General features: G+C 70.9%; 22 protein-coding genes and 1 pseudogene. 13 read left to right on the top strand and 10 right to left on the bottom strand.

Translation table 11 applies throughout. The annotated features are described in order from the left end of the window. Window positions 1-81 precede the first annotated feature (81 nt). The 5 genes from IG08_RS0143780 to IG08_RS0143760 form a co-directional block, all read right to left on the bottom strand. Entirely contained in the window at window positions 82-759 is a 678-nt protein-coding gene (locus tag IG08_RS0143780) for an ATP-binding cassette domain-containing protein (RefSeq protein ID WP_030617034.1), read from the bottom strand. Next, window positions 756-1,691, bottom strand: a complete 936-nt coding sequence (locus IG08_RS0143775) for an ABC transporter ATP-binding protein (protein WP_030617031.1) — start codon at window positions 1,689-1,691, stop codon at window positions 756-758. Before IG08_RS0143775 ends, IG08_RS0143780 begins: the two co-directional genes overlap by 4 nt. Beyond that, a complete protein-coding gene (locus IG08_RS0143770; RefSeq protein ID WP_043456636.1) occupies window positions 1,681-3,462 on the bottom strand; it encodes an ABC transporter permease subunit in 1,782 nt (593 codons plus the stop codon). Before IG08_RS0143770 ends, IG08_RS0143775 begins: the two co-directional genes overlap by 11 nt. Then, window positions 3,459-4,949 carry an ABC transporter substrate-binding protein gene (locus IG08_RS0143765; RefSeq protein WP_030617027.1) on the bottom strand — a complete coding sequence of 497 codons (1,491 nt, stop codon included), beginning with the start codon at window positions 4,947-4,949 and terminating at the stop codon, window positions 3,459-3,461. Before IG08_RS0143765 ends, IG08_RS0143770 begins: the two co-directional genes overlap by 4 nt. Window positions 4,950-5,027: 78 nt before the next feature. Beyond that, window positions 5,028-5,672 (bottom strand): HAD family hydrolase, encoded by a 645-nt coding sequence (locus tag IG08_RS0143760; protein ID WP_030617025.1) that lies wholly within the window; start codon window positions 5,670-5,672, stop codon window positions 5,028-5,030. 138 nt (window positions 5,673-5,810) lie between these two features. On the opposite strand from IG08_RS0143760, the gene IG08_RS0143755 reads away from it, so the two are divergent. The 4 genes and pseudogenes from IG08_RS0143755 to IG08_RS60865 form a co-directional block, all read left to right on the top strand. Beyond that, on the top strand, window positions 5,811-6,173 hold the full coding sequence (locus tag IG08_RS0143755) for a hypothetical protein (RefSeq protein WP_199821039.1): 363 nt from the start codon (window positions 5,811-5,813) through the stop codon (window positions 6,171-6,173). A 303-nt stretch (window positions 6,174-6,476) separates the two neighbouring features. Then, window positions 6,477-7,121 (top strand): CatB-related O-acetyltransferase, encoded by a 645-nt coding sequence (locus tag IG08_RS0143750; RefSeq protein ID WP_030617021.1) that lies wholly within the window; start codon window positions 6,477-6,479, stop codon window positions 7,119-7,121. Window positions 7,122-7,381: 260 nt separating this feature from the next. Further along, entirely contained in the window at window positions 7,382-8,233 is an 852-nt protein-coding gene (locus IG08_RS0143745) for a methyltransferase domain-containing protein (protein ID WP_030617019.1), read from the top strand. Then, window positions 8,169-8,421: pseudogene (locus tag IG08_RS60865) on the top strand (transposase); the annotation flags it as partial. The gene IG08_RS0143745 and the pseudogene IG08_RS60865, both read left to right, overlap by 65 nt. Before the next feature lie 154 nt (window positions 8,422-8,575). On the opposite strand, the gene IG08_RS0143740 reads toward IG08_RS60865, so the two are convergent. After that, window positions 8,576-9,796, bottom strand: coding sequence for a PucR family transcriptional regulator (locus IG08_RS0143740; protein WP_030617015.1), 1,221 nt, complete (start codon window positions 9,794-9,796; stop codon window positions 8,576-8,578). Between the two features lie 128 nt (window positions 9,797-9,924). On the opposite strand from IG08_RS0143740, the gene IG08_RS0143735 reads away from it, so the two are divergent. The 3 genes from IG08_RS0143735 (at window position 9,925) to IG08_RS0143725 (ending at window position 13,446) form a co-directional block, all read left to right on the top strand. Next, window positions 9,925-10,851 carry a proline dehydrogenase family protein gene (locus IG08_RS0143735; protein WP_030617012.1) on the top strand — a complete coding sequence of 309 codons (927 nt, stop codon included), beginning with the start codon at window positions 9,925-9,927 and terminating at the stop codon, window positions 10,849-10,851. A gap of 37 nt (window positions 10,852-10,888) precedes the next feature. Next, window positions 10,889-12,520 carry an L-glutamate gamma-semialdehyde dehydrogenase gene (gene pruA / locus IG08_RS0143730; protein ID WP_030617011.1) on the top strand — a complete coding sequence of 544 codons (1,632 nt, stop codon included), beginning with the start codon at window positions 10,889-10,891 and terminating at the stop codon, window positions 12,518-12,520. Between the two features lie 92 nt (window positions 12,521-12,612). Continuing rightward, on the top strand, window positions 12,613-13,446 hold the full coding sequence (locus IG08_RS0143725; RefSeq protein ID WP_030617009.1) for an alpha/beta fold hydrolase: 834 nt from the start codon (window positions 12,613-12,615) through the stop codon (window positions 13,444-13,446). Here IG08_RS0143725 and IG08_RS56125 read toward each other — a convergent pair. Beyond that, window positions 13,436-14,743 carry an alcohol dehydrogenase catalytic domain-containing protein gene (locus IG08_RS56125; protein ID WP_052425121.1) on the bottom strand — a complete coding sequence of 436 codons (1,308 nt, stop codon included), beginning with the start codon at window positions 14,741-14,743 and terminating at the stop codon, window positions 13,436-13,438. The two genes, IG08_RS0143725 and IG08_RS56125, sit on opposite strands and share 11 nt — an antisense overlap. A 199-nt stretch (window positions 14,744-14,942) precedes the next feature. Continuing rightward, window positions 14,943-15,935: an NADP-dependent oxidoreductase gene (locus IG08_RS0143710; RefSeq protein WP_030617005.1), complete on the bottom strand. Its 993-nt coding sequence runs from the start codon at window positions 15,933-15,935 to the stop codon at window positions 14,943-14,945. Window positions 15,936-16,037: 102 nt separating this feature from the next. Here IG08_RS0143710 and IG08_RS0143705 point away from each other — a divergent pair, with 102 nt between their 5' ends. Further along, entirely contained in the window at window positions 16,038-16,934 is an 897-nt protein-coding gene (locus IG08_RS0143705; RefSeq protein WP_052425127.1) for a LysR family transcriptional regulator, read from the top strand. Window positions 16,935-17,157: 223 nt separating this feature from the next. Beyond that, on the top strand, window positions 17,158-17,289 hold the full coding sequence (locus IG08_RS62625; RefSeq protein ID WP_106981133.1) for a hypothetical protein: 132 nt from the start codon (window positions 17,158-17,160) through the stop codon (window positions 17,287-17,289). Between the two features lie 81 nt (window positions 17,290-17,370). Here IG08_RS62625 and IG08_RS0143695 read toward each other — a convergent pair whose 3' ends face one another. Then, window positions 17,371-18,939: a purple acid phosphatase family protein gene (locus IG08_RS0143695; RefSeq protein WP_030617001.1), complete on the bottom strand. Its 1,569-nt coding sequence runs from the start codon at window positions 18,937-18,939 to the stop codon at window positions 17,371-17,373. 143 nt (window positions 18,940-19,082) lie between these two features. Between IG08_RS0143695 and IG08_RS0143690 the strand changes: the two genes are divergently transcribed. Together IG08_RS0143690 and IG08_RS0143685 are read left to right on the top strand one after the other, a co-directional pair. After that, a complete protein-coding gene (locus tag IG08_RS0143690; protein WP_030616997.1) occupies window positions 19,083-20,126 on the top strand; it encodes a 3-isopropylmalate dehydrogenase in 1,044 nt (347 codons plus the stop codon). Window positions 20,127-20,373: 247 nt separating this feature from the next. Beyond that, complete coding sequence (locus tag IG08_RS0143685) at window positions 20,374-21,462, top strand: branched-chain amino acid aminotransferase (RefSeq protein WP_030616994.1); 1,089 nt, start codon at window positions 20,374-20,376, stop codon at window positions 21,460-21,462. A 297-nt stretch (window positions 21,463-21,759) separates the two neighbouring features. Here IG08_RS0143685 and IG08_RS0143680 read toward each other — a convergent pair whose 3' ends face one another. Beyond that, window positions 21,760-23,181, bottom strand: a complete 1,422-nt coding sequence (locus tag IG08_RS0143680) for a cytosine permease (RefSeq protein WP_030616991.1) — start codon at window positions 23,179-23,181, stop codon at window positions 21,760-21,762. Window positions 23,182-23,312: 131 nt separating this feature from the next. Here IG08_RS0143680 and ureA point away from each other — a divergent pair, with 131 nt between their 5' ends. Then, the gene (gene ureA, locus IG08_RS0143675; RefSeq protein ID WP_030616988.1) at window positions 23,313-24,014 is read left to right on the top strand and encodes an urease subunit gamma; all 702 of its coding nucleotides are present in this window, start codon (window positions 23,313-23,315) and stop codon (window positions 24,012-24,014) included. Next, on the top strand, window positions 24,011-25,684 hold the full coding sequence (locus IG08_RS0143670; protein ID WP_030616987.1) for an urease subunit alpha: 1,674 nt from the start codon (window positions 24,011-24,013) through the stop codon (window positions 25,682-25,684). Before ureA ends, IG08_RS0143670 begins: the two co-directional genes overlap by 4 nt. Window positions 25,685-25,693: the final 9 nt, after the last annotated feature.

Genomic DNA, 25,693 nt, shown 5'->3' with positions numbered 1-25,693 from the left:
TGCTTCGGCTGCGCGCTCGTCACCTGCGCGGGTTGCGCGCTGCTGTTGCGCCGCGGGGAGCCGAAGGTCTGACCGGCGCCCTCACGTGATGATCCGGCCGCCCCGCATCTCCAGCACACGGTCCGCGAAGTGCCGTACGACCGCCCGGTCGTGGCAGATGAACAGGTACCCGAGGCCGAGGTCGTCCTGGAGGTCGGCGAGCAGGTTCAGCACGCCGGCCCGGACGGACGGGTCCAGGGCCGACACCGGCTCGTCGAGGACGAGCAGGCGCGGGTCGGAGGCCAACGCCCGGGCGATTCCCGCGCGTTGGCACTGGCCGCCGGAGAGTTCGTGCGGGAGGCGGTCGCCGTACGCCGGGTCCAGGCCGACCCGGTCGAGGAGTTCGGCCACGCGGTCGGGGCCGCCTTCCCTGCTCCAGCGGCCCTGGACCTTCAGCGGCTCCGCGACCGCGTCACGGATGCGGTGGCGGGGGCTGAGGGAGCCGTACGGGTCCTGGAAGACGGGCTGCATGCGCGGGCGGAGGGGACGGAGCTCGCGTTCGGTGAGGGTCGTCAACTCCCGTCCCTCGAAGCGGACTTCGCCGCTGTCCGGGCGGCGCAGCTGGAGCACCGCATGGGCGGTGGAGGACTTGCCGCAGCCGGACGGGCCGTTGAGGGCGAGGGTCTCGCCGGAGTGCAGGGAGAAGGACACCTGGTCCACGGCGGTGACGGCGCCGTAGCGGACCACGAGGTCGCGCACGTCAAGCAGGGGCGTGTTCACGCGTCCTCCCAGTGGTGACAGGAGACGAGCCGCCCGTCCACCTGCTGCGGCTCCGGTTCCTCGTGGCGGCAGGTGTCCGACGCGAGAGAGCACCGCGGGGCGAAGGCGCAGCCCGGTGGCAGGACGCCCGGGGTCGGGGGCGTGCCGGGGAGGGTGGGGAGGCGGCGGCCGGGCGTGGCGTTCTGGGGGAGCGAGGCCAGCAGGCCCGCCGTATAGGGGGCCAGGGGCCGGGTCAACACCTCTTCCGCCGGGCCGAGTTCGGTCAGGCGTCCGGCGTACATGACGAGCGCGCGGTCCGTGTGCTCTCGTACGACGTCGAGGTCGTGCGTGACGAGAACGAGCGCCGCCCCGGCCGCCTCGCGCTGCTCTGCGAGCACCTTCAGCACCTGGTCCCGGCGCTCCTCGTCGAGGGCGGTGGTCGGTTCGTCGGCGACCAGCACATCGGGGTTGTTGATCGCCGCCATCGCGATGACCGCCCGCTGCCGCATCCCGCCGGAGTACTCGTGCGGGTACGCGCGGGCCTTGCGGGCGGCGTCGGGGATGCCGACGCGTTCGAGCGCGGCGACGGCCCGGGCGCGGGCCTCCTTGCGGGGAACGCGGCTCACCGACCGTACGGCGGCGGCGAGTTGGTCGCCTACGGGATGGACCGGGGAGAGCGCGGACAGGGCGTCCTGGGGGACGAGGGCGATACGGCGGCCGCGCTGGGCGGCGAGGTCGGTCTCGCCGAGGAGCCGGACCTCCCCGCCCGTCGTCGCACCCGGCGGCAGCATCCCCAGCAGCGCCCGCGCGGTGAGCGACTTGCCGGCGCCCGACTCGCCGACGATCGCGAGGACTTCGCCGGGGCGGACGTCGAAGGACAGGCCGCGTACGGCTTCGATGCCGTCGAAGGCGATCCGAAGATCGCGGACGGACAGCAGCACGTCAGACCTCAACGAGGGCCTCCTTCTTCTTGCCGGTACTGCCGGTACTGCCAGCACCGCCGGTACGAGGGACTCGTCGTCCTTGTGCGTACGCCGCCCCCGACACCGCCAGCCCCGCCAGCAGGGCCAGTGCCACCGCCGGGGCGAGGGCGGCCCAGGGGGCGCGTTCCACGTAGGCGCGGGACTCGTCGAGGAGCAGGCCCCACTCGGGGGCGGGCGGCTGGGCGCCGAGACCCAGGAAGCCGAGGGAGGCCAGGGCGAGGGCGATGCCGGGCAGCCGGAGCAGCGCGTGCCGGGCGACGGGGGCGGCGACCGACGGGAGGACGTGCCGGGTCAGGATCCACGACGGGCTTGCTCCGATGGCCCGTTGGGCGGTCAGGAAGGCCGAGGCTCGCACCTCCTGCACCAGTGCCGCCGCGTGTGCGGCCAGCGGTGGCCAGGAGATCAGGGCGACGGCGAGGGCTGCCCCGCCGGTGCCGGGTCCGGCGGCCGCGGCGACCAGGATGCCGACGATGACCGGGGGCAGCGCGTTGGCGATGTCCGCCGCGCCGGCCGCGACGCCCGGCAGGAAGCCGAGGATCAGGGCGACCAGCAGGCTCAGCGCGCAGACGGCCGCCGCCGTGCCGACCGTCGGGGCGGCGCCGTGGCCGAGCCGGGCGATCACGTCGCGGCCGAGGCCGTCCGTGCCGAGCGGGTGTGAGAAGGAGGGCGCGGCGAGGCGGGCGGCTGTGTTCACGGTGTACGGGTCGCGCAGCAGGCCCCAGCCGATGGCCACGGCGAGGACTGTGAGCAGTGTCAACGGGATCGCCGGGTGTGTACGGACCGGACGGGCCGCGGGCAGCGCGAGCGACGCGTCACGCAGAGCCGGGCCCAGCAGTCGACGCCGTGTGAACGCCGCCACCGCGCCCATGACCAGTCCGAGCAGCAACAGCGCGAGTACCGCCCCCTGGAGCAGCGGCAGGTCCTGCGACTTGGCCGCCCCCAGCGCCGTACGCCCGATGCCGGGCACGGCGAAGACGGTCTCCACCGCGACCGCGCCACCGGTCAGCCCGACGGCCGCCATGCCGAACTGCGGTACGAGCTGGGGGAGTACGCGCTTGAGGGCCGCCGCAGAGATGCGCGCACGGCTGACTCCCGCACCCCGCCACAACTCCACCCACCGCTCGTCGAGCACAGCGGGCAGCGCGTCCGCGACCAGCCGGCCGAGCAGCCCGCCCGCCGGAACGCCGAGGGCGAGCGCGGGCAGCACCATGTACGCGGGCCCCTGCCAGCCGGACGTCGGCAGCCACCCCAGCCACACCCCGCACACCAGCAACGCCACCGTGGCCAGCAGGAACTCGGGCACCGCGGCCAGCATCGCGGCGAACGCCCCGGCCGACCGCCGCCCCCGCACCAGCACGGGAGCGACGAGCGCGGCCGCCAGCAGGAGGGCCAGAGCGAAGGCCGCACCCATCAGCGCGAGCGACACCTGAAGCCCGGACACCACGGAGGGCAGGACGTCCGTCCCCGACACCCAGGACGTGCCGAGGTCGCCGTGCAGCAGGTCCGCCGCCCAACTCCCCAGCAGATCAAGGGGACCCGCATCCAGCCCGAGATCGCTGCGTACGGCGTCCAGGGCCTCCTTGGTCGGCTCCTGCTCGGCGGAACGGGCCCGCAGGACGGTCAGCGCGGGGTCCCTGCCGGAGAGCCAGGGGAGGAGACCGACGGCGGCGACAACCGCGAGAAGACTGAGGACGCGAGTCACCCCGGCGGCGGTCGGCAACCCCTGTACACGGAGCCTCACTTGACGTAGGTGTCCGCCGTGACGAGCTCCCGCTCACGCGGGTCATGGGCAGCGCCCACGACCCCGGCGGCGTCACCCTGGATCACGCGCTCGTGGAGCATCGGCACGGCGCCGTCGGTGGTGAGCACGGCGGCCTCGGCGGCGACGACGGCCTTGCGACGGGCGTCACCGGTCGCGGTCCCGCCGGCCTTCTTCAACGCTTCGTCGACCCCGGTGTCCGCGAGCTGGGCGATGTTGAAGGAGCCGTCGGAGGCGAAGTCGCTGTAGAGGTAGGCGGCCGGGTCGCCGGAGTCGAGGACGGTGGCCCGGGACAGGATGAAGGCGTCGAACTCGCCCGCCAGCGCGTCGGATTCGATGTTGGCGTACTCGCGCACGTCCAGCTTGACCTTGAAGCCGGCCTTCTGGAGCTGCTGTTGGAGGGTGGCGGCGACCTCGGGGAGTTCGGCGCGGTCGGTGAAGGTGCCGATGGTGATGGTCTGGCCGGTGGGGGTGCCCGCCTTGGTGCGGGACACCGGCGTGCGCAGCTCGGCCGCCCAGGGCAGCGCAGGCCCCAGCAACCCCTCGGCGACGTCGGCCCGCCCCTCGTACACGCCCTTGACGATCGACTCGGCGTCCACGGCCTCCCGAGCGGCGGCCCGCAGCGAGGCGTCCTTGAAGGGGCCGCTCTCGGTGTTCAGGTACAGCGTGTTCGTCCGAGGCATCGGCACCTCGGTGATCAGGTCCTCGTCGAGCAGCGCGGCCTGCGAGACGGGTACGGCCTCGACGATGTCGGCCTCGCCGCTGCGGAGGGCGGCGGCGCGGGCGGTGCCGTCCGGCACGAACTTCACGTCGATCCCGGGGGACTTGGCCTTGCCGCCCCAGTAGGAGTCGTAGCGGTCGAGGGTGGCGGAGGAGGTGCCGTTGACCTTGGTGAGTTCGAAGGGGCCGGTGCCGGCGCCGACGGGATCGACGGTCTTCCCCGTGTAGGCCTTCGCCGCGAGGATCGACAGCTGGGGCGAGCTGAGCCGCTGCGGTACGAGGGGGTCCTCGGTGCCGGTGGTGACGACGACGGTGTCCGCGTCCTCGGCCTTCGCGGTCAGCTCGACGCCGTCCAGGATGCGGGGCTTGGGGGAGGCGGAGGCGGCCTTGGCGAGGGACCGTACGACGGCCTCGGCGTCCAGCTCGGTACCGTCGTGGAAGGTGACGCCGTCGCGTATCTCAAAGGTCCAACTCCGGCCGGACTGCTCCCACTTGGTGGCGAGCGCGGGCTCGGCGTCCCCGTCCGCGTCCAGCTTCACGAGCGTCTCGGCCGTCGACCAGCGCGACAACTTGAACGCGTCGTCGGACAGCGGCGACAGCCCTGATCTCGGGGGCTGCATCATCGCGACGCGGATGCGCTTGCCGTCACCGTCCCCCTCTGCGGAGGTCCCCGAGAAACAGCCGGTGAGCAGCGCGGAAACGGCCGTGAGGGCGGTGGCGGGGAGCAGGCGACGGGCGGGCAGGCGCACGGGACCCTCCGGGTAAAGGGGTGGTCAAGAGTGGGTGCGCAGACCGTAGCACGATGATAATCGTTTTCAATAATTGGCTCAGGTGCTGGTCACGTACCGGATGGCGGAGGCGGCGTCCTGGGCGATGTGGGTGGGCCGGAAGCCGGGCTCCGGCCACGCCTGCCCACCCGCGACCCAGACGCTGCGCGCTCCGATCTCCAGCGCGCCCCGGATGTCGGCGTGGGCCGCGTCCCCGATCACCCAGGCCCCGTCGAGTGAAGCCCCGACAGCGGCCGCCGCCGCGTGGAAGATCTCCGGCGCGGGCTTCTTGTGACCGACCCCCTCGGAGACGACCCAGCCGTGGACGAGGCGGTCCAGGCCGGTGTTCCGGATCTTCGTCTCCTGTTGCGCCACACGCCCGTTGGTGACGATCACGCACGTCCACCCGCCGTCGCTCGCCGTGCGGAGCGCGTCCCGGGTGGCCTCGGCCAGGACGACATGCTCGGCGACGCCGTGGTCGAGCAGATGCCCGATGACGCCTGTGGGGAGCCCGTAGCGCTCCGACATGGCTCGGGCTACGTCCTGCCGTGGCGTGTACCCACTGCCGTCGAGACCGGTCAGCCACGCCAAGTCGCCCTCGGGCAAGGCGTGTTCGGCCAGAAACCCGATCGCCGCCTCCCGAAACGCCGCGTCCCGGTCGACCAGCGTGTTGTCGAGGTCGAGCATGATGAGGCGGGATTGCATCAGATGCAACACTCCGCAGAGTGACCGGACACCCGTCCCCCTGGTCGAATGCGTGGGCCTCCAGCGAGCACTGGAAGCACTCCCTGCTGTGACCTGCACCCTAACGGGCAGACTCAAGAATGTTGCATCTGATGCAACGTGGCTGTGGGCACTCAGGCGCCAGGATCGGCGCAACTCGTTCTGGCGCGCAATGTCGTTCACCTCGACCTGGCCGCAGCCGTCTTCAGGGCCATGAAGGAGGGCTGGGCTCGGCAGCAGTCCGCCCGGTTCCTGAACCGGAGCGTGGATGAGATCACCCGGCTCATGAAGCAGCACGGGCTACCCGGCCTGAGCGCGCGCAACACCGCCAGGCTCGAATCCGTGGCCGACCTCCCGCCCATCGTCATCAGCGACCTGTTCGGCATCGCCCCCGGCACCGCACACAAGTGGGCTCAATACGCGCAGAACAGCTGGGCGGACTACCTCGCCGCCTGCCAGAGCACCGAAGGCACGAAGGACTGACTCACCTCCCTCGACGAAGGGCCGAGCGGGGAGCACCGACGAGTCGGCACGGGAGGACGATGTAGTCCTCGACCCCCGCCTCCAGCACGGCGGCCAGGCCGGCACCTCGTCCGCTCCCGCTTAGCCTCATCGATCAGAGATCTGCTTCGCGTCGAGCGTCCTCTTGGCGTGTCGGTCGGACCCGGACGTCACTGATGGGCAGTAGGTGCATGTTCTTGCAGGTGATAAATCGTTGTTCCGGCTGGCGCAGTACCGCGACCATGGGACCGGATACCGACCGCAACCCATGAGGAATCGCTCGCCATGCCTGTGCCTGCCGACCCGACGGTCCTCCATCCGATGCCTGAGCAGCCGCGGGTGGTGCTGCTCAGGCCGCTGGTGAAGTCTCCTTTGATCGAGGTCGGGGAGTACTCCTATTACGACGACCCGGACGACCCGACCGCGTTCGAGACGCGCAACGTGCTCTACCACTACGGGCCGGAGAAACTGGTCATCGGCAAGTTCTGCGCGCTGGGGACGGGAGTGCGGTTCATCATGAACGGCGCCAACCACCGCATGGACGGCCCCTCGACCTTTCCCTTCCCGACCATGGGCGGCTCGTGGTCCGAGCATTTCGACCTGCTCACCGGCCTGCCGAATCGGGGGGACACCGTCGTCGGCAACGACGTCTGGTTCGGCCACGGCACGACGGTGATGCCCGGCGTGCGGATCGGACACGGCGCGATCATCGGCTCCGGCGCCGTGGTCACCACAGACGTGCCCGACTACGGGATCGTCGGCGGCAATCCGGCCCGTCCCATCCGCACCCGGTACAGCGACAAGGACGTCGCCCGGCTGCTGGCAGTGGCCTGGTGGGACTGGCCCGCGGAGCACATCACCGAGCACGTGCGGACGATCATGTCGGGCAGCATCGCCGACCTTGAAGCCGCCGCCCCGGAGGCCGGCTAGGTCGTCTCTCTCAACTTCGGTGGGGCATGAAGGGCTTCGCCGATGCTCGTAGACTCATGGTGTGGCATTCATGAGCACCCCGCACTGCTGCTTCCTGTGATCGGAAGGCGTTGAGGGCGATGCCGGACGGCGTCGCCCTCCTTGGTGTGCCTGCTGCGTGAACTACGTTCCCGGCGCTGCCCGTTCCTTGCTGGAGCAGTGACTTTCTGAGTGTGCGTGCAGGCACGGTCTCTTCCCCTCACGCTTGCCAGGAGTGCCTCGTGCCCGTGTCGCTTCCCCCTGCCCTCGAACTCTCCCTCGACCTGTTGCGCTGCCCAACGTGCCGCACGCGCCGCCTGCACCCCGACCGCGGCGCACTGCGCTGCCCGGTGGGCCACACCTTCGACATCGCCCGCCACGGCTACGCCGGCCTGCTGACGGGCACCCGCGCCACCAGCGGCGACGACGCGACCATGGTCCAGGCCCGGGGCCGATTCCTCTCCACCGGCACCTATACGCCCCTCCGCCAGGTCGGGGCCCGCCTGGCGGCCGACGCCGTGTCTGAGCAGGCCACGGTTGTGGACGTGGGCTGCGGCACGGGCTACTACCTGGCCGGCGTACTCGACCAGCTGCCCGGCGCCCGTGGTCTGGGCCTGGACACATCGGTGCGCGCGCTGCGCTCGGCAGCCCGAGCCCACGACCGAGCCGCCGCAGTGGCCTGGGACATTTTCCGTCCCTTCCCGCTGGCCGACGGGGTGGCCGATGTCGTGCTGGACGTGTTCGCCCCGCGCAACCCCGCCGAGTTCCACCGCGTGCTGCGCCCGACCGGCCGGTTGATCGTGATCCGTCCCACCGGGCGGCACCTGGCTGAGCTGCGCGGCCGGTTGCCTGCGATGGTCACGATCGACCCGACCAAGGAACAGCGCCTGCACCGGGCGCTGGACCCCTTCTTCGAGGCCGCCGTCACCGAACAGGTGGAGTATCCCGTGACCCTGACGAGGCCAGGTGCCCTGGACCTGGTAGCGATGACGCCGAGCGCACGCCACGTGAGCCGTGCAGACCTGAACGATGACGGCGTCCTGCCCGATCAGGTCACCGTCTCCGTGCTGGCCACCGCCTACCGGCCTCGGTGACCATCAGCGGGCGCGCCTGGCGCCCTGCCTTCCCCGCAACACGGGGAAGGCAGGGCGTCCGTTCGCCGACCACCGTCGCATCATCGAAGGGATCATCTACCGGTACCGCACCGGAATCCCCTGAAGGGATGCCTCGCGAAGCGTTCGGGCCCTGGCAGACGGTAGCGAAGCGCCATCGCAGGTGGGCACCTTGAGTGAACCCGTCGCCGACCCGGAGGTCACCCGCCGCTCGGCGCTGCTCCGTGCCGACGCCCCAGGAGACCGTCTCCAGTACGAAGTCCTCAGGCCCCGAACAGCGCAGGCACGGAACATTGCCTCTTCACCAGTCCAGCAGGGGCATGGCTAGAGCCGCGCCCCCTTCAGCGCCATGTGCAGCAGCAGCCGGTCCTCCCCGTCGTCCAGGTCCAGGCCCGTCAGCTGCTCGACCCGGGACAACCGGTAGTACAGCGTCTGCCGGTGGATCCCCAGCTCGGCGGCCGTGCGGCCGGCCTGGCCCGCGCAGTCGAGGTAGATCTCGGCGGTGCGGGCGAGTTCGCGGTGGGTGGGGGAGAGGAGGGGGCGTACGGCGGAGTCGTGGGCGGTCTCCGGTGGGAGCGAGGTCAGCAGGCGGTACGGGCCGATCGACGCCCACTCCGCGACCGGGCCCAGCCGGGGCTCCGCCAGGGCGGCGCGGGCCGCGGCCGAGGCCTCCTGCCAGGCGGCGGGCAGTTCCGCGAGGCCGACTCGCGGGTCGCCGACGCCTGCCGTCCGAGCGCTCCCGCCCCGCGGTTCTCCGACGCCCGCCGTGCGCGCTCCCTCGCCGAGCAGGCGGGACGCCGCTGTCAGTGCCGGTGTCCGTACCTCCGGGGAGCGCAGGCGGACGAGGACCGCGAGGCTCTGGCCCGTCGTGCCCCACGGGACCGTGCACAGGGCGGTCGTGTGGGGCACCGTACGCGGTGAGGGCGCGTCGTCCGGGTCGGCGGACGGCCAGGGGGCGACGCACACCACCGCGTGCGGTCCGTCGCCGCGTGTGCCGAGGGCCGTACGCAGCGCCGCCACCGCCATGTCGCCCTGCCAGCCGCGCTCGGCGGTCAGCACGGCCCGCAGCTCCCGGCTGAGATCCGCCCCGTGCTGCGCCTCGTCCGCGAGCAGCGCGCCGATGCGGACCGTCACCGCCATGGCGGCGGTCAGTTGGTGCTCGGTCGGGCCGGGGTCGGACTCCAGCAGCCAGACATAACCGAGGACGACACCCCGATGGCGTACGGGGAGGCAGATCCGTCCGCGGTAGACCCCTGCCTCCGGGGTGGGCGGGATACGGACCGGGCCCGTTGCCCGCGTGATGCCGAAGCCCTCGAACCAGGTCCGGACCGTCGCCGTCGAGCGGCGGGTCAGGATCGAGCGGGTTCGGACCGGGTCCAGCGCCGACGGATCGAGGTCGCCCTCACTGTCGTACGCCCCGAACGCGATCAGCTCGAAGTCACGGTTCTCCAGCGTCGCGGGCACGCCGAGGAGCTCCGAGATCTCGTCGACCAGTTCCTCGTAGTCACCCTTGAATTCCGACGTCACTCGGGCATTCTCCCGCATAACCGCACCCGCTTCATACATCTGTCTGAGATCTGTGGCACGGATGCGTGACAGCTGTCGATGGTCGACGATCGGAGGGATCCTTAGGTTTCACGGTGGTTCTATCTGCTGGTTTGTGGAGGTGCCCCGTGCTGGGTCCCGTGATTCTTGCCGCGTCGCGCAGCGACCGGTTGCGACGCCTGATCTCGGCGGCCCCGGTGACGAAGCAGGTCGTCGACCGCTTCATCCCCGGCGAGACGGTGGACGAGATCGTCCCGATCGTCCGGGACCTCACCGACCGGGGCCTGGAACTGACGATGGACGTCGTCGGCGAGGACATCATCACGCCCGAGCAGGCCGCCGCCGCCCGGGACGCGTATCTGGAGCTCGTCGACCGGCTGAAGCAGCTGGAGCTGGGCACCCGCGCCGAGATGTCGGTGAAGCTGTCGATGTTCGGTCAGGCGCTGGAGGGCGGTCACGAGCTCGCCCTCGCCAACGTCCGGCCCGTCGTGGAGGCCGCAGCCGCCATCGGTACGACCGTCACGCTCGACGCCGAGGACCACACCACCCTCGACTCGATGTTCGCCATCCACGAGGAGCTGCGGAAGGACTTCCCGCAGACCGGCTGCGTCATCCAGGCCTACCTCTTCCGCACCGAGACCGACGCCCGCCGCCTCGCCGCGGCCGGCAGCCGGGTGCGGCTGGTGAAGGGCGCGTACAAGGAACCCGCCGAGGTCGCGTACCAGCAGAAGCACGAGATCGACAAGGCGTACGTCCGCATCCTGAAGGCTCTGATGGAGGGCGAGGGGTACCCGATGATCGGGTCCCACGACCCGCGCCTCATCTCCATCGCGCAGGAACTCGCCCGCCAGGCCGGCCGCAAGCTCGACGAGTACGAGTTCCAGATGCTGTACGGCATCCGGAGCGACGAGCATCTGCGGCTCGCCGCCGAGGGCCACCGGATGCGCGTCTACACCGCCTACGGGACGGACTGGTACGGCTACTTCATGCGCCGACTCGCGGAGAAGCCGGCCAACCTCCTCTTCTTCGCCCGTTCCACCCTCACCAAGGGCTGACCGAACACCCGCTCACGTACAAGGAGTTACGGAACCCATGGACGCTGTGACCCAGGTCCCCACCCCCGTCAACGAGCCGGTGCACGGCTACGCCCCCGGCTCCCCCGAGCGCTCCCGCCTGGAGGCCAAGCTGAAGGAGCTGGCCGAGAACCCGATCGACCTGCCGATGACCATCGGCGGCGAGAAGCGGCTGGGTGGCGGCGACCGTTTCGACGTCGTGCAGCCGCACAACCACAAGGCCCGCCTCGGCACCTACGCCAATGCCACCCAGCAGGACGCCCAGGACGCCGTCGACGCGGCCCTCGCCGCCGCGCCCGCCTGGCGTGCGATGGCCTTCGACGACCGCGCGGCGATCATCCTGCGCGCGGCCGAGCTGCTGGCCGGACCGTGGCGCGAGACGCTCGCCGCCTCCACGATGCTCGGCCAGTCCAAGACCGCCCAGCAGGCCGAGATCGACACCCCCTGTGAGCTGATCGACTTCTGGCGCTTCAACGTCCAGTACGCCCGTGACCTGCTCGCCGAGCAGCCCCCGGCCAACTCGCCGGGCGTCTGGAACCGCCTCGACCACCGCCCGCTGGAGGGCTTCGTCTACGCGATCACGCCGTTCAACTTCACGGCGATCGCGGGCAACCTGCCGACCGCGCCGGCTCTCATGGGCAACGTCGTCGTCTGGAAGCCGTCCCCGACCCAGACCCACGCCGCCGTGCTGCTGATGCAGCTCCTCGAGGAGGCCGGTCTGCCCAAGGGTGTCATCAACCTCGTCACCGGTGACGGCATCGAGGTCTCCAAGGTGGCCCTTGAGCACCGTGACCTCGCGGGCATCCACTTCACCGGCTCGACCAAGACCTTCCAGTACCTGTGGAAGACGGTCGGCGCCAACATCGAGAAGTACCGCTCCTACCCGCGCCTGGTCGGCGAGACCGGCGGCAAGGACTTCGTCGTCGCCCACCCGAGCGCCGACCGCGCGGTCCTCAAGACGGCGCTGACTCGTGGCGCGTTCGAGTACCAGGGCCAGAAGTGCAGCGCGACGTCCCGGGCGTACGTCCCGGCGTCCATCTGGAACTCCGGCTTCAAGGAGGAGTTCGCGGCCGAGGTCGACTACCTGACCATGGGTGACGTCACCGACCTGTCGAACTTCATCGGCGCCGTCATCGACGAGCGCGCCTTCGCCAAGAACAAGGCGGCCATCGACCGCGCCAAGTCCGACCCCAACTGCATGATCGTCGCGGGCGGTTCGTACGACGACTCGGTCGGCTACTTCGTCCGTCCGACCGTCGTCGAGTGCTCGGACCCGGAGAACGAGGTCTTCACGACCGAGTACTTCGGCCCGTTCCTCGCGGTGCACGTCTACGAGGACGAGAAGTACGACGAGATGCTGGCCCAGATGGAGTCGGTGTCCGACTACGCGCTGACCGGCTCGGTCGTCTCGGGCGACCGCGCGGCGGCGGCGTACACCATGGAGAAGCTCCGCTACGCGGCCGGCAACTTCTACATCAACGACAAGTCGACCGGCGCCGTCGTCGGCCAGCAGCCCTTCGGCGGCGGCCGCGCCTCCGGCACCAACGACAAGGCCGGCGCCCCGCAGAACCTGATGCGCTGGACGCTGACCCGCGCCATCAAGGAGACCCTGGTCGCGCCCACCGACTACACGTACCCGCACATGGGCTGACGGTTGGTCATGTCGCACGAGGGGCCGGGCGATTGCCCGGCCCCTTGCGTTTCCCGGCCCTCAGGCTTCCCGAAGCGGGCAGACTCGACTCCATGACGGAGACGGTGACGACCGACGACGGTGTACGGCTCTGGGCGGACAGCTCGGGCGACGGGGTGCCGCTGGTGCTGTGTCACGGCGGGCCCGGGCTGTGGGACATGTTCCCGGACGTGGCGGACATGGTGGACGACCTGGCCACCGTGGTCCGCTGGGACCAGCGCGGGTGCGGACGGTCCGAGCGGTGTGCCGGGCCGTGGACGAGCGAGCGCTTCGTGGCCGATCTGGAGGCCGTACGACGGCACTTCGCGCTCGATCGGATGGTGCTGCTCGGCCATTCCTGGGGTGCGCAGCTGGCGCTCAGCTACGCGCTGGCGCATCCGGAGCGGGTCGCCGCGCTCGTGTACGTGAGCGGCGTGGGCATCGACCCGGTGTCCTCCTGGCACGGGCCCTACGAGAAGAACCTCCTCGCCAGGCTCGGTGAGGTGCCGGAACGGCTCGCCCGTTGGCGGGAGTTGAAGGACTGGGGACCTGAACGGGCGGTGCTGAACTGGTCGGTGGAGTTCGAGGACCGGGAGCGGGCGATCGAGCACGCCGGGCGCATGGCCGACCCCTGGTTCGAGATCAACTCCGAGTGCAGCAAAGCCCTGAACACCGAGACCAAGCAGACCTGGGGCACCCCCGAGCTGTACGAGGCCTGCCGGGCCCTCGACCTGCCCGTGCTGATCGTCGACGGTGAGCGGGACATCCGGCCGCGGTCGGCGGTCGACTCGCTGGAGCGGGCGCTGCCTCAGGTACGGCGGGTGATCCTGCCGAACGCCGGGCATCTGCCGTGGATCGAGGATCCGAAGGGCTTCCGGGAGGCGGTGGCGACCGCGCTCAGGTGGTGAGGTTCCGGGCGAGGAAGTCCCGTATGAGCACGGCGATCTCGGGCGCGTGGGTCTCCAGGGCGAAGTGGCCCGTGGGGAGGAGGTGGACTTCGGACTTCGGCAGGTGCTGCCGGTAGGCGAGGGCACCTGCCGGGACGAAGATCTCGTCGTGGGCGCCCCAGACGGCCAGGAGGGGGACCTGGCTGGTGCGGAAGTAGTCGTGGAAGGCAGGGTAGAGGGCGAGGTTGGAGCCGTAGTCGGAGATCAGGTCGAGCTGGATCTCCGGTTGGCCGGGGCGGGACATCAGGGCGGCGTCGTGTGCGTAGGCGTCCGGGCTGACGAGGTCCTGCTGGTCCTCCGGAACGCCGTGCAGGTACTGCCACTTGATGCCTTCCGGGCTGCTGATCTCCCGTACGGGGGCCTCCGTCTCCGGCGTGCGCTCCGCGATGAGCGCGAGCACCGGCGCCCAGGCCGCCTCGCCCAGCCCCTCCTCGTACGCGTTGCCGTTCTGCGTGACGATCGCCGTCACCCGCTCCGGCGTGACGACCGCGCAGCGCATCCCGCGGGCCTCGGCCTCCTCCGGGGACAGGCCCAGGTCACCGGGGACCGCGGCGAGCAACAGGCCCTTCGGGCGCAGGGTGTTCAGGGTGCGGGGGCCGTGGTCGCCGCCGATCAGGTCGAGGGCGACGTCGATGTCGTGGACGGTGGCGGCGAAGTCGGTGGTCGTCACGTCGACGAGCTCGTCGGCGCCCAGGTCGCGCAGGAAGTCGTGCTCGTCGGGGTGGGCCGTGGCGACGACGTACGCGCCCTCCGCCTTGGCGAGTTGCACTGCCGTATGGCCGACGCCGCCCGCTGCCGCGTGGATGAGGACGCGGGTGCCCGGGCCGACCCGGGCGATGTCGATCAGGGCCTGCCAGGCGGTGAGTGTGGCGGTGGGGGCAGCGGCCGCGTGGGTGTGGTCGAGGAGGGCGGGCTTCGCGGCGAAGTGGGTGGCGGGGGCGGTGACGTGTTCGGCGTAGCCGCCGCCGTCGATCCTGCCGAACACCTCGTCGCCGGGGCGGAAGTGGGTGACTTCCCTGCCGACCGCCTCCACCACGCCGGACACGTCCTGGCCCAGCGTGAACGGGGGGTCCCCGTACAGCGGGGCTGTGCCCGAACGGGCCAGCCAGTCCTCCGGGGTGACGCCCGTCGCCCGTACGCGGAGGAGGATCTCGTCGTCGCCGGGGGTGGGGCGGGGGCGGGCCTCGAGCTGCAGGACTTCCGGGCCGCCGAAGCGGTGCTGGGTCATCACCTGTGTGTGGGGGTGTTCCGTGGCCATCGGGGCTCCCTCCCGGGTCCGGACCGACTCCTGTCCATGGTGGCTGAGGTCGGGCCCTTTTCGCCCCCGCCGCCCCTACCCGTCCCGTCCCTGGGGGCTGCTGCCCCCAGACCCCCGCTTTCGGCCCGAAGGGCCTCGTCCTCAAACGCCGGACGGGCTGAAATGCACCGGCCGGCGCCTGGAAGCGGCGCCCCCCGCCTCAGGCCCGCACCAGGATCTTTCCCGTGTTCCCTCCCCGCAGCATCAGCAGAAACGCCTCCACTATCCCCTCGAACCCTTCCACCACCGTCTCGTCCAGCGCGAGCGCCCCGCTCTGCAGATGCGGTACGGCGAACTCGTACAACTCCTCCTGTACATCCCGGTAGTCGCTCACCAGGAAGCCCTCGACGCGGAGGCTCTTCTCCACCACGTCGGCGTGGTTGAAGACGGCCGGAGGGGCGTCCGGGGTGTTGTACTGGCCGACCGTGCCGATGCGGACCACCCGGCCGCGGCCCCGTAGCGCGCCGATCGCCGCCGCCAGGTGGTCGCCGCCGACGTTGTCGACGAAGACGTCGATGCCGGTGGGGGCGGCTTTCGCCAGGAGGTCGGTCACCGGGGCCGTGTGGTAGTCGAAGGCGGCGTCGTAGCCGACCTGTTCGGTCAGGTACCGCACCTTCGCCGGTGAACCCGCGCTGCCGACCAGGCGCCCCGCGCCCAGCAGTCGTGCGAAGCGGCCCGTCGCCGTGCCGACCCCGCCCGCCGCCGCGGAGACGAAGACGTCGTCGCCCTCGCGCAGACGGGCGACGCGGGTGAGGCCGACGTACGCCGTGAGGCCCGTACCGCCGAGGATGCTCAAGTAGGCGGACAGGGGTACGCCTTCGTGCCGCGGAAGGCGTCTGATCTCCTCCGGGGCCACCACCGCGTGCGTCCGCCAGCCCTTGCGGTGGAAGACGATCTCGCCCTCCGGGAGTGCCACCGGGTCGCGGGTCGCGATGATCCGGCCCAGGGCGCGGCCTTCCAGCGGCGCGTTCAACTCGAAGTCGCCGTCCATCATTTCGCGGTGGTACGGGTCCACGGACCAGTACAGGTTCTCGACCACGGCTGTGCCGGGGCTCGGATCCGGCACCGGCGCATCGATGAAACGGAAGTGGTCGGGAGTGGGGAAGCCCGTCGGGCGGGACGTCTGGTGCACGGTGAGCGCGGTGTCGGTCATGGGAGGGACCGTAGGGAGGAATGCGACGGGGTGGGGAGGGGGTTGGGCTCATGCAACGGGCGGACCCATGAGCCGCTCGCATAGATGCAGGTGGGGGAGTGGATGGGCAGCGCCGTCGATCTTGTGCCGCAGGAGTTGCGGGTTCTTGTCGCCGTGGCGGACGAAGGTGGGTTCTCCGCGGCCGGTCTCCGGCTCGGCGCCACCCAGTCCGCCGTCTCGCACGCCGTGCGCGGCATCGAGCGCAAGCTGGGGGTCGTGCTGTTCGAGCGGGGGCGATACGGCGCCCGGCCCACTCCGGCCGGTGCGCGGGCCGTCACCCACGCCCGCCGCGTCCTGCGGATGCTGGAGACGCTGGTCGTCGAGACCCGGGGCACCCAGAAGGGCGAGGTCGGCGGCCCTCTCCGGATCGCCGCCTTCCGCAGCGCGGCCCTGTATCTGCTGCCGCCCGTGCTGGAACGGCTGGCCGCACGGCACCCCGGCATCGAGGCCACCGTGACCGTCGTACGAGAAGTCGGTCCCGGGACGGCCGGGGAAGTGGTCGAAGGGCGGGCCGACCTGGGCATCGCCACCCTCGGCACCAGCTCGCCGATCCCGCCGGAGCTCATAGGCGACGTGCTCCTGGAGGAGCCGTACGCGCTGGTGCACCCGGCCGGTCACCCCGACCCGCGTTCGCTGCCCCTGGTCGACTGGCGGGAGAACTGCTCCTCCTACACCCGCACCTGGTGGGCCGCGCAGGACTGGATCCCCGCCGCGACCGTCCGCGCCGAGGACGACGGAGCGGTGCTGTCGATGGTGGGCAGTGGCCTCGGCATGGCGATCATGCCCACGCTCTCCCTCACCGGAGCTCCGGCCGGCATCGAGATCACCGGCCTCGGCCCGGATCGCCCCACCCGTCGCGTCGGCTACGTCACCACACCCGAACTCGCGACCACCTCAGCTGTGCGCGCCTTCGTCCGCGAGCTGCGTGCACACGCGAAACCGCAGGTCAGGGCCGTGTGACCCACTGCACTGTCTCAGATAGTAGGAAGTCCGAGTAACTGTGGAGACAGACAGGCCCTCCTCCCTTAGCTTTGTAGGAGCCGAACGTCTCGCTCGACCAAGCGAATGGCGGTCGTGAGCCGGGCCCCGTGCAGGCAACCCCTGCGGCCCATCGCTCCCCGCCTCTTCCGGCGTCTCGCACCCCCCTTTCCGCACTCCCGGATTTCGAAGGAGTCGATTTCCCATGGCCGAGACGACCGCACGCCGCCGAGTCCGTCACAGTTCCCGCACGAGCGAGTCCGACCGCAAGAACGCCGCAGCCGCCCTCCAGCGCGCCCTCGACCGCCGCGACAACGGCGGCTCGACCGGCCACTGAGCAGCAGCGACAAGCAGCAGCAACAGAGCAACAACCCATAAACCGGGAGCCGCGCCCGCACGAGGTGCGGCGCGGGCCTGTTCAGGCCCCGCGCCGCACCTCGAAATGGTCGATGCGCTCGCCGCTCTGCGCGAGCGCCGACACCTTCAGCCGTGGCCGCGTACCGCTCTCCGCCTCCACCGAGAGGAAGGAGAACCCGCGGTAGCGCACCCGCGACCACTCCACCGTCTCCTTCTCGGACTCCTTCGACCTGTTCCACTGGAAGGTCTCGACGGACTCGTGGTCGTGCACGTGCCCCTCGTAGCTCTCCTTCACGCCCGCCGGAAAGCCGTACAGGTCCTTGCCGCCTCCGCCGGCCGTGACGTACACGATCCCGTCCCGTGTGGGATCCGTCGACGAGCCGATCGGCACACTCCTGCCCACCTCGCCGTTCCTGATGGCGTCGGTCCGCTCGTACACGTGGTTGTGGCCGTTGATCACCAGATCCACCTCGTGCCGCGTGAACAGCGGCAGCCACTCGGCGCGCACGCCGCCGTCGGAGGCGTGCGAGGAGGTCGAGTACGTGCAGTGGTGGAAGAAGACGACGATGAAGTCGACGTCGGCGGAGGCCCGCAGCTCGCCCAGCCTCCGGTCCAGCCAGGCCGTCTGCCTGCCGTCCGTGTAGCCGAGGTTCGCGGGGATCTCGTACGACACGTCGTTCGCGTCCAGCGCCACGACGCCGACGTTGCCGTACGTGAAGGAGTACACGCCCGGCGCCGAGCGCGGGTCGAAGCCGCTGTCCGGGAGGGACCAGCGGGCCAGCTGGCCGCCGTAGCCGTCGGGCGAGTACCAGGCCTCCATGTCGTGGTTGCCGGTTGTCACCATCCACGGCACGGACTTCGAGACCTCCTCGTTCTGCTTGAGGAACAGGTCCCAGAAGCCGGGGTCGTAGCCGTCCGACTTCTCGCCCCGGCCGTTGACGTTGGCGTAGCAGATGTCGCCGGCGTGGAGGTGGAAGGCGGGGTTCTGGCGCAGCAGGACGTCGTCGTTGGCCGCGGCCGCCCGGCTGACGCCCTGGTCGCCGAACGCGGTGAACACGAACTTCTCCGGGGCCGCCGGTGCCGTACGGAACGAGCCGATCGTCGAGCGGCGCTTCGCCGAGGCCGGGTCGAAGCCGTCGTGGCCGACGCCGTAGTAGTACGTCGTGCCGGGGCGCAGGCCGTCCAGGGCCGCGTGCAGGTAGTACTGGTCGAGGGCCGACCGCACGCCTTCCACTCCGGGTGTGTGCAGGTCGCGCACCTCGGCGTCGATCTTCCGGCTCAGGTCCTCGGGGCGCGTCCCGATGCGGACGTACGGCTTCTTCACCGCGAGCGGCACCTGCCAGGAGATCCGCATCTGGGTCTTCGGGTCCGCGCCGAAGGCGAGGTGGCGGCCGAAGGGGGAGACGACCGAGCCGTGCACCCGGGTCGCGGGGGAGGGCGTGGCGGTGGTGGTCGTGGTCGTGCCGGACGATCCGCTGCCCGAGCAGCCGGTCAGCAAGCCGCTCGCCACCGCGCCCGCCGTCACCAGCGTGCGGCGCCGGGACAGCTTGGTGCGCAGGTACTCGTACTGCTCGGCCATGCTCATCCGGCCTGCGAGCTGCGGCGGGATACCGAAGTCGGGTGTCTCCATGTGAGTGAACTTCCCAGCGGACCTCAACAGCCGCCATACGTACGGGTGAACGGGTGGCGAAGTGCTGGCTGGGTGTAGCTCGTCCGTGTCCGAATCGCGGACACCGCGTGTCATCCCATGGGACGAAGGAGTACGGTGCCGACATGTCTCGCAGCATCAATCTCGCAGTGATCCCCGGTGACGGCATCGGGCAGGAAGTCGTGGCCGAAGGCCTGAAGGTCCTCTCCGCCGTCCTCCCGCAGGATGTGAAGCTGGAGACCAAGGAGTACGACTTCGGCGCCAGGCGCTACCACGCCACCGGTGAGACCCTCACCGACGCGGACGCGGAGGCGCTCAAGCAGCACGACGCGATCCTGCTCGGCGCGATCGGCGACCCGACCGTCCCCTCCGGCGTCCTGGAGCGCGGCTTCCTGCTGAAGCTCCGCTTCCTCTTCGACCACCACGTCAACCTGCGGCCGAGCAAGCTGCTGCCGGGTGTCGAGACTCCCCTCAAGGGTGAGCCCGCCATCGACTTCGTCGTGGTCCGTGAGGGCACCGAGGGCCCGTACACCGGCAATGGCGGCACCATCCGCAAGGGCACCCCGCACGAGGTCGCCACCGAGGTCTCCGTGAACACGGCCTTCGGTGTCGAGCGCGTGGTCCGCGACGCCTTCGCCCGCGCCCAGGCCCGCCCGCGCAAGAAGCTCACGCTGGTCCACAAGAACAACGTGCTGTCCTTCGCGGGCCACCTGTGGACCAACGTCTTCAACAAGGTGGCCGAGGAGTTCCCGGACGTCACCACCGACTACATCCACGTCGACGCGGCGACGATCTACCTCGTCACCGACCCGGCCCGCTTCGACGTGATCGTCACCGACAACCTCTTCGGCGACATCATCACCGACCTCGCCGCGGCCGTCTCCGGCGGCATCGGCGTCGCCGCGAGCGGGAACATCAACCCGTCCGGTGAGTTCCCCTCGATGTTCGAGCCCGTGCACGGCTCGGCCCCGGACATCGCGGGCCAGGGCAAGGCCGACCCCACCGCCACGGTCCTGTCCGTCGCCCTCCTGCTGCGCCACCTCGGCTACGAGTCCGAGGCCGCCCGCATCGAGGACGCCGTCTCCGCCGACCTCGCGGAGCGCTCCGGCAAGCCCGCCCGGTCCACCTCCGAGATCGGTGACGCGCTCTCCGTACGAGTAGCCGGCTGACCCGCCGCGCTTGCTTTGCACGAAGCCGTCGGGTCGCATCCGCACCCGGCGGCTTCCGCATGTCCCCCGCCGGGTGCCACCATCATCCCCTGGGCCGCATTCACGCCGTTTTCGTCCCTGGCTCCCCGCGCGCGATAATCGAACGCGGAGCCGCGGAATGAGGGAATGCTCGGACGTCCTGACACTGGCCACTGGCAGTACGGGCGTGAGCGCGGCCCGTCACTACAACCGGTGAAGGACACCACTCATGACGACGCCCACGATCGAGCTCAAGCCCTCGGCCTCGCCACTCTCCGACGCGGAGCGCGAGGCGATCCTGGCCAACCCCGGGTTCGGCCGCCACTTCACCGATCACATGGTGACCATCCGGTGGACCGAGGGCCGTGGCTGGCACGACGGCCAGCTCGTGCCGTACGCCCCGATCTCCCTCGACCCCGCGACGATGGTCCTGCACTACGCGCAGGAGATCTTCGAGGGCCTCAAGGCCTACCGCCAGCCCGACGGAACCGTCGCCACCTTCCGCCCGGACCGCAACGCCAAGCGCTTCCAGTCCTCGGCCCGCCGCCTCGGCATGCCGGAGCTGCCGGTCGAGACCTTCATCGAGGCGTGCGACGTGCTGGTGAAGCAGGACCGGGCGTGGGTGCCGGCGCACGGCGGCGAGGAGTCCCTCTACCTCCGCCCGTTCATGATCGCGACCGAGGTCGGCCTGGGCGTGAAGCCCGCCAACGAGTACCTCTTCATGGTCATCGCCTCCCCGGCCGGCGCGTACTTCCCCGGCGGCGTCAAGCCCGTCTCCATCTGGCTCTCCGAGGACCGCGTCCGCGCCGTCCCGGGCGGCATGGGCGACGCCAAGACCGGCGGCAACTACGCCGCCTCCCTGCTGGCCCAGGCCGAGGCCGCCGCCAAGGGCTGCGACCAGGTCTGCTACCTCGACGCGGTCGAGCACAAGTGGGTCGAGGAACTCGGCGGCATGAACCTGTACTTCGTGTACGGCGACAAGATCGTCACGCCTTCTCTGACGGGTTCGATCCTGGAGGGCGTCACCCGTGACTCCCTGCTCACCGTTGCCCGCGACCTCGGCTACGAGTCCGAGGAAGGTCGTGTCTCCGTCGACCAGTGGCAGCGCGACGCGGAGAACGGCACGCTGACGGAGGTCTTCGCCTGCGGTACGGCGGCTGTCATCACGCCGGTCGGCACGGTGAAGCGCGCGAGCGGCGAGTGGCAGCAGGCGGGCGGCGAGCCTGGTGCGGTCACCCTCAAGCTGCGCGAGGCACTGCTGGACGTCCAGCGGGGGACGGCCTCGGACACGCACGGCTGGATGCACAGCCTGGGATGAGGCACCCGGAGCCGCTGCGGGGCGTTTCTGGGGGCTGCCGCCCCCAGACCCCCGCTTCGGCCCTGAAGGGGCCTCGTCCTCAAACGCCGGACGGGCTGAAATTGCCTGCCCGGCGCTGGGAAAGCTCGGGAAAATCCAGCTCCTCCGGCAAGTTCAGCCGCTCCGCCAAATCCAGCCCGTCCGGCAAAATCCAGCCCCTCCGGCGTTTGAGGAGCGGGGGTTTGGGGGCGGAGCCCCCAAGTACGGGACGGGTAGGGGCGGCGGGGGCGAAAACATCACGCGCCGGACGGACCGAAGTCACCTGACCGCCGCCGGCAAGTCGGCCTCGGACTCCACCGCAACGGGGCCCGGGGCCGTCAGCACGTAAGCCACCCCTCCCACCAGCCCCGACAGCAGAAAACTGCAGTCCACCCCGCCGGTCAGCCCGAGCAGCGGGCCCTCGTACGACGGCAGCGACACCGCCAGGACACCTGTGGCCGCCCCCAGCGCCCAGGACACCGCCGCGGGGACGTTCCAGCCCGCGCGGTACCAGTAGATCCCGCCCCGCGCACGGCGGTTGAACACCTGGAGGGCGTCGGGGTCGTACACCCCACGGCACCGCACGAAGCCGATGAGGGTGATGACCGCCCACGGCGTGCCGATCGCCGTCAGCAGCAGGACGAACGACGTCATCGCGTCCTGTGCGCTGGAGGCGTAGTGGCCGACGAAGACGCAGACCGTGGCGACGACGGCGACCGCGCAGGTCGCCTGGGCGCGGGAGGCGCGCGGCAGGATCGCGTCCAGGTCGAGGCCCATGGAGTAGAGCATCAGACCGGCGTTGCCGACCGAGCCCGCGGAGGCGGCGAGCAGGAGCGGGACCAGGTACCAGGCGGGGGAGGCGGTCACCAGCGGCCCGGCGTAGTCGAGGGCCGCGCCGGCCGCGTACGCCGTGAAGGTGCCGAAGAGCTGCGGGACCAGCAGGCCGAGGATCAGGCCGAGCCAGGTCGCGCGCAGGACGGTACGGGAGGAGTGGCGGACCGGTGAGATGTAGCGGGTGTAGTCGCCGAGGAGCGTGATGAAGGCGATGGGGCCCGACAGACCCGCCGCCACCGTGGCCAGGAACCAGGTCGGCCAGAAGCCGCCGAGCAGGTAACCGCCCGTCTCCGCCAGCGCGGACGTCGTGAAGTGCGGGGCGTACGCGATCACACCGAGGACCAGCAGGACCGTCATGCCGATCGCGAGGACGCGGGACAGGGCGAGCAGCACCCGGTAGCCGTACACCGCGCCGGCCACCGTCGCCGCCGCGAGCAGCGCGTACACGACGCCGTACGACAGACCACCCGTCGGCAGGCCGAAGAGCCGCCCGAGGGCGCCCACCATCACGTCGCCGCCGATCCAGACGGTCAGCGCGGTGTAGCCGAGGGCCAGGAGCAGGCCGACAACCGAGCCGACGAGCCGCCCGCGCACCCCGAACTGGGCGCCGGAGGACGTGGACAGGTTCGTCGCCGTGCGCAGGGAGATCAGCGCCAGCGGGGCCGTGAACGCCGTGCCCACCACAGTGCCCGCGACGATCGAGCTCACCGACGCCCACCAGTCCAGGCCGAAGGACGGCGGCAGCCAGCCGAAGACGATCACGCCCAGGCAGAGGTTGGAGCCGAGCAGGATCGAGACGAGGTCGCGGGGCCCGCTGGTGCGTTCCTCGTCGGGGATGGTGTCGACTCCGCGCTGTTCCATCGGCATGGGCTGGTCTCCCTCGGTTAGAGCGACGTTCAATGTGATGTGTCCGATGGCCTGCCGTCAACCTTTTGGATGCGCCGGTTTCTCGTTTAGAGTGATGCTCTAAAGCAGGGAAGGCAAGGAGGTGCCGCGTCGTGAGACTGACCCCCACGGAACGTGACCGGCTGTTGCTCTTCGGGGCCGCCGAACTGGCCCGGGCGCGAAAGGCCCGCGGTCTGCGGCTGAACGTCCCGGAGGCCACCGCGCTCATCGCGGACACCGTCTGCGAGGCCGCCCGCGACGGGGCGCGGCTCGCCGAGGCGATCGAGCGGGCCCGGTCGGTCCTAGGCCCCGACGACGTCCTCCCCGGCGTCGCGGACGTCGTCACCGAGGTGCACGTCGAGGCGGTCTTCGACGACGGCTCGCGGCTGGCGGTGGTCTCCGACCCGATCGGAGGGGGCGGGCTCGCGGATCAGGCTCCGGGTGCGCTGCTGCCGGGCCCCGACCATGCCGAGCCCGAGGCGGTCGTACGGCTGACGGTCACCAACACCGCGACCGTCCCCGTCTCCGTCACCTCCCACTTCCACTTCTTCGAGGCCAACCCGCGGCTCGACTTCGTACGGGCGGCGGCCTACGGCATGCGGCTGGCCGTCCCGGCCGGGTCCTCCGTCCGTTTCGGACCCGGCGAGAGCGTCGAGGTCGGGCTGCTGCCGATCGGGGGCGCGCGGATCGCGATCGGGTTCGCGGGGCTCGTCGACGGGGCGCTGGACGCGCCGGGGGCGAAGGAGGAGGCCCTGCGCAGGGCCGCAGCCTGCGGCTATCTGGGAGCCGACCGACACCGGGGAGCCGAGCTGTGAATCCGTACGAGTACGCCGCCACGCACGGGGCGCGGGCCGGTGACCGCATCCGCCTCGGCGACTCCGGCCTGACGATCCGTGTCGAGTCCGACTCCCAGCGGTACGGCGACGAGTTCCTCGCCGGCTTCGGCAAGACCGCCCGCGACGGGCTGCACCTCAAGGCCGCGGCCGTCCGCGAGACCTGTGACGTCGTGATCAGCAACGTCGTTGTGATCGACGCCGTGCAGGGGATCCGGAAGGTGTCCATCGGGATCCGGGAAGGCCGGATCTGCTCGATCGGGCGGGCCGGGAACCCCGACACCCTCGAAGGGGTCGACGTCGTCGTCGGTACGGGTACGTCGATCGTGTCCGGTGAGGGGCTGATCGCCACCGCCGGGGCCGTCGACACCCACGTCCACCTGCTGTCGCCGCGCATCATGGAGGCCTCGCTGGCGTCCGGGGTGACCACGATCATCGGGCAGGAGTTCGGGCCGGTGTGGGGCGTGGGGGTCAACTCGCCCTGGGCGCTGCGGCACGCGTTCAACGCGTTCGACGCGTGGCCGGTCAACATCGGGTTCCTGGGGCGGGGTTCGTCCTCCTCGGACGCACCTCTGATCGAGGCCCTCGCCGAGGGTGGCGCGTCCGGCTTCAAGGTGCACGAGGACATGGGCGCCCACACGCGGGCGTTGGACACGGCACTGCGGGTCGCCGAGGAGTACGACGTCCAAGTCGCCCTGCACAGCGACGGGTTGAACGAGTGCCTGTCGGTCGAGGACACGTTGAGGGCGCTGGAGGGGCGCACCATCCACGCCTTCCACATCGAGGGGTGCGGCGGCGGTCACGTCCCGAACGTCCTGAAGATGGCGGGCGTTCCGAACGTCATCGGCTCCTCCACCAACCCCACCCTGCCCTTCGGCCGGGACGCCGTCGCCGAGCACTACGGCATGATCATCTCCGTCCATGACCTGAAGACCGACCTGCCCGGCGACGCCGCCATGGCCCGTGACCGCATCCGCGCCGGGACCATGGGTGCCGAGGACGTGCTGCACGACCTGGGCGCGATCGGCATCACCTCGTCGGACGCGCAGGGCATGGGACGCGCGGGTGAGACGGTCCGCCGTACCTTCGCGATGGCCGGGAAGATGAAGGCCGAGTTCGGCGCCCCGGACGAGGACCACGACAACGAGCGCGTCCTGCGCTACATGGCCAAGCTGACCATCAACCCGGCCATCGCACACGGCCTTTCGCACGAGGTCGGGTCCGTCGAGGTCGGCAAGCTCGCCGACCTCGTGCTGTGGCGGCCGGAGTACTTCGGCGCGAAGCCGCAGCTGGTGCTGAAGTCCGGCTTCCCGGCGTACGGCGTGGTCGGCGACCCCAACGCGGCGACCGACACATGTGAACCTCTGGTCCTGGGCCCGCAGTTCGGCGCGCACGGTACGACGCCCGCCGACATCTCCGTAGCCTTCGTTGCCCAGGCCGCCCTCGACCAGGGCAACGACTCGATGCCGACGCGTCGCCGCAGGGTCGCCGTGCGCGGCACCCGGGGCATCGGACCGGCCGACCTGCGCCTCAACTCCCGTACGGGAGCGGTGGATGTCGACCAGCGCACCGGCCTCGTCACCCTCGACGGCGAACCGCTCCACTCCGAGCCGGCCGAGTCCGTCTCCCTCAACCGTCTGTACTTCCTCTAGGACTTGGGA

The sequence above is a fragment of the Streptomyces fulvoviolaceus genome, assembly GCF_000718165.1.
Taxonomy (GTDB): domain Bacteria; phylum Actinomycetota; class Actinomycetes; order Streptomycetales; family Streptomycetaceae; genus Streptomyces; species Streptomyces fulvoviolaceus.
This window is presented reverse-complemented; position numbering and strand designations above follow the sequence as displayed.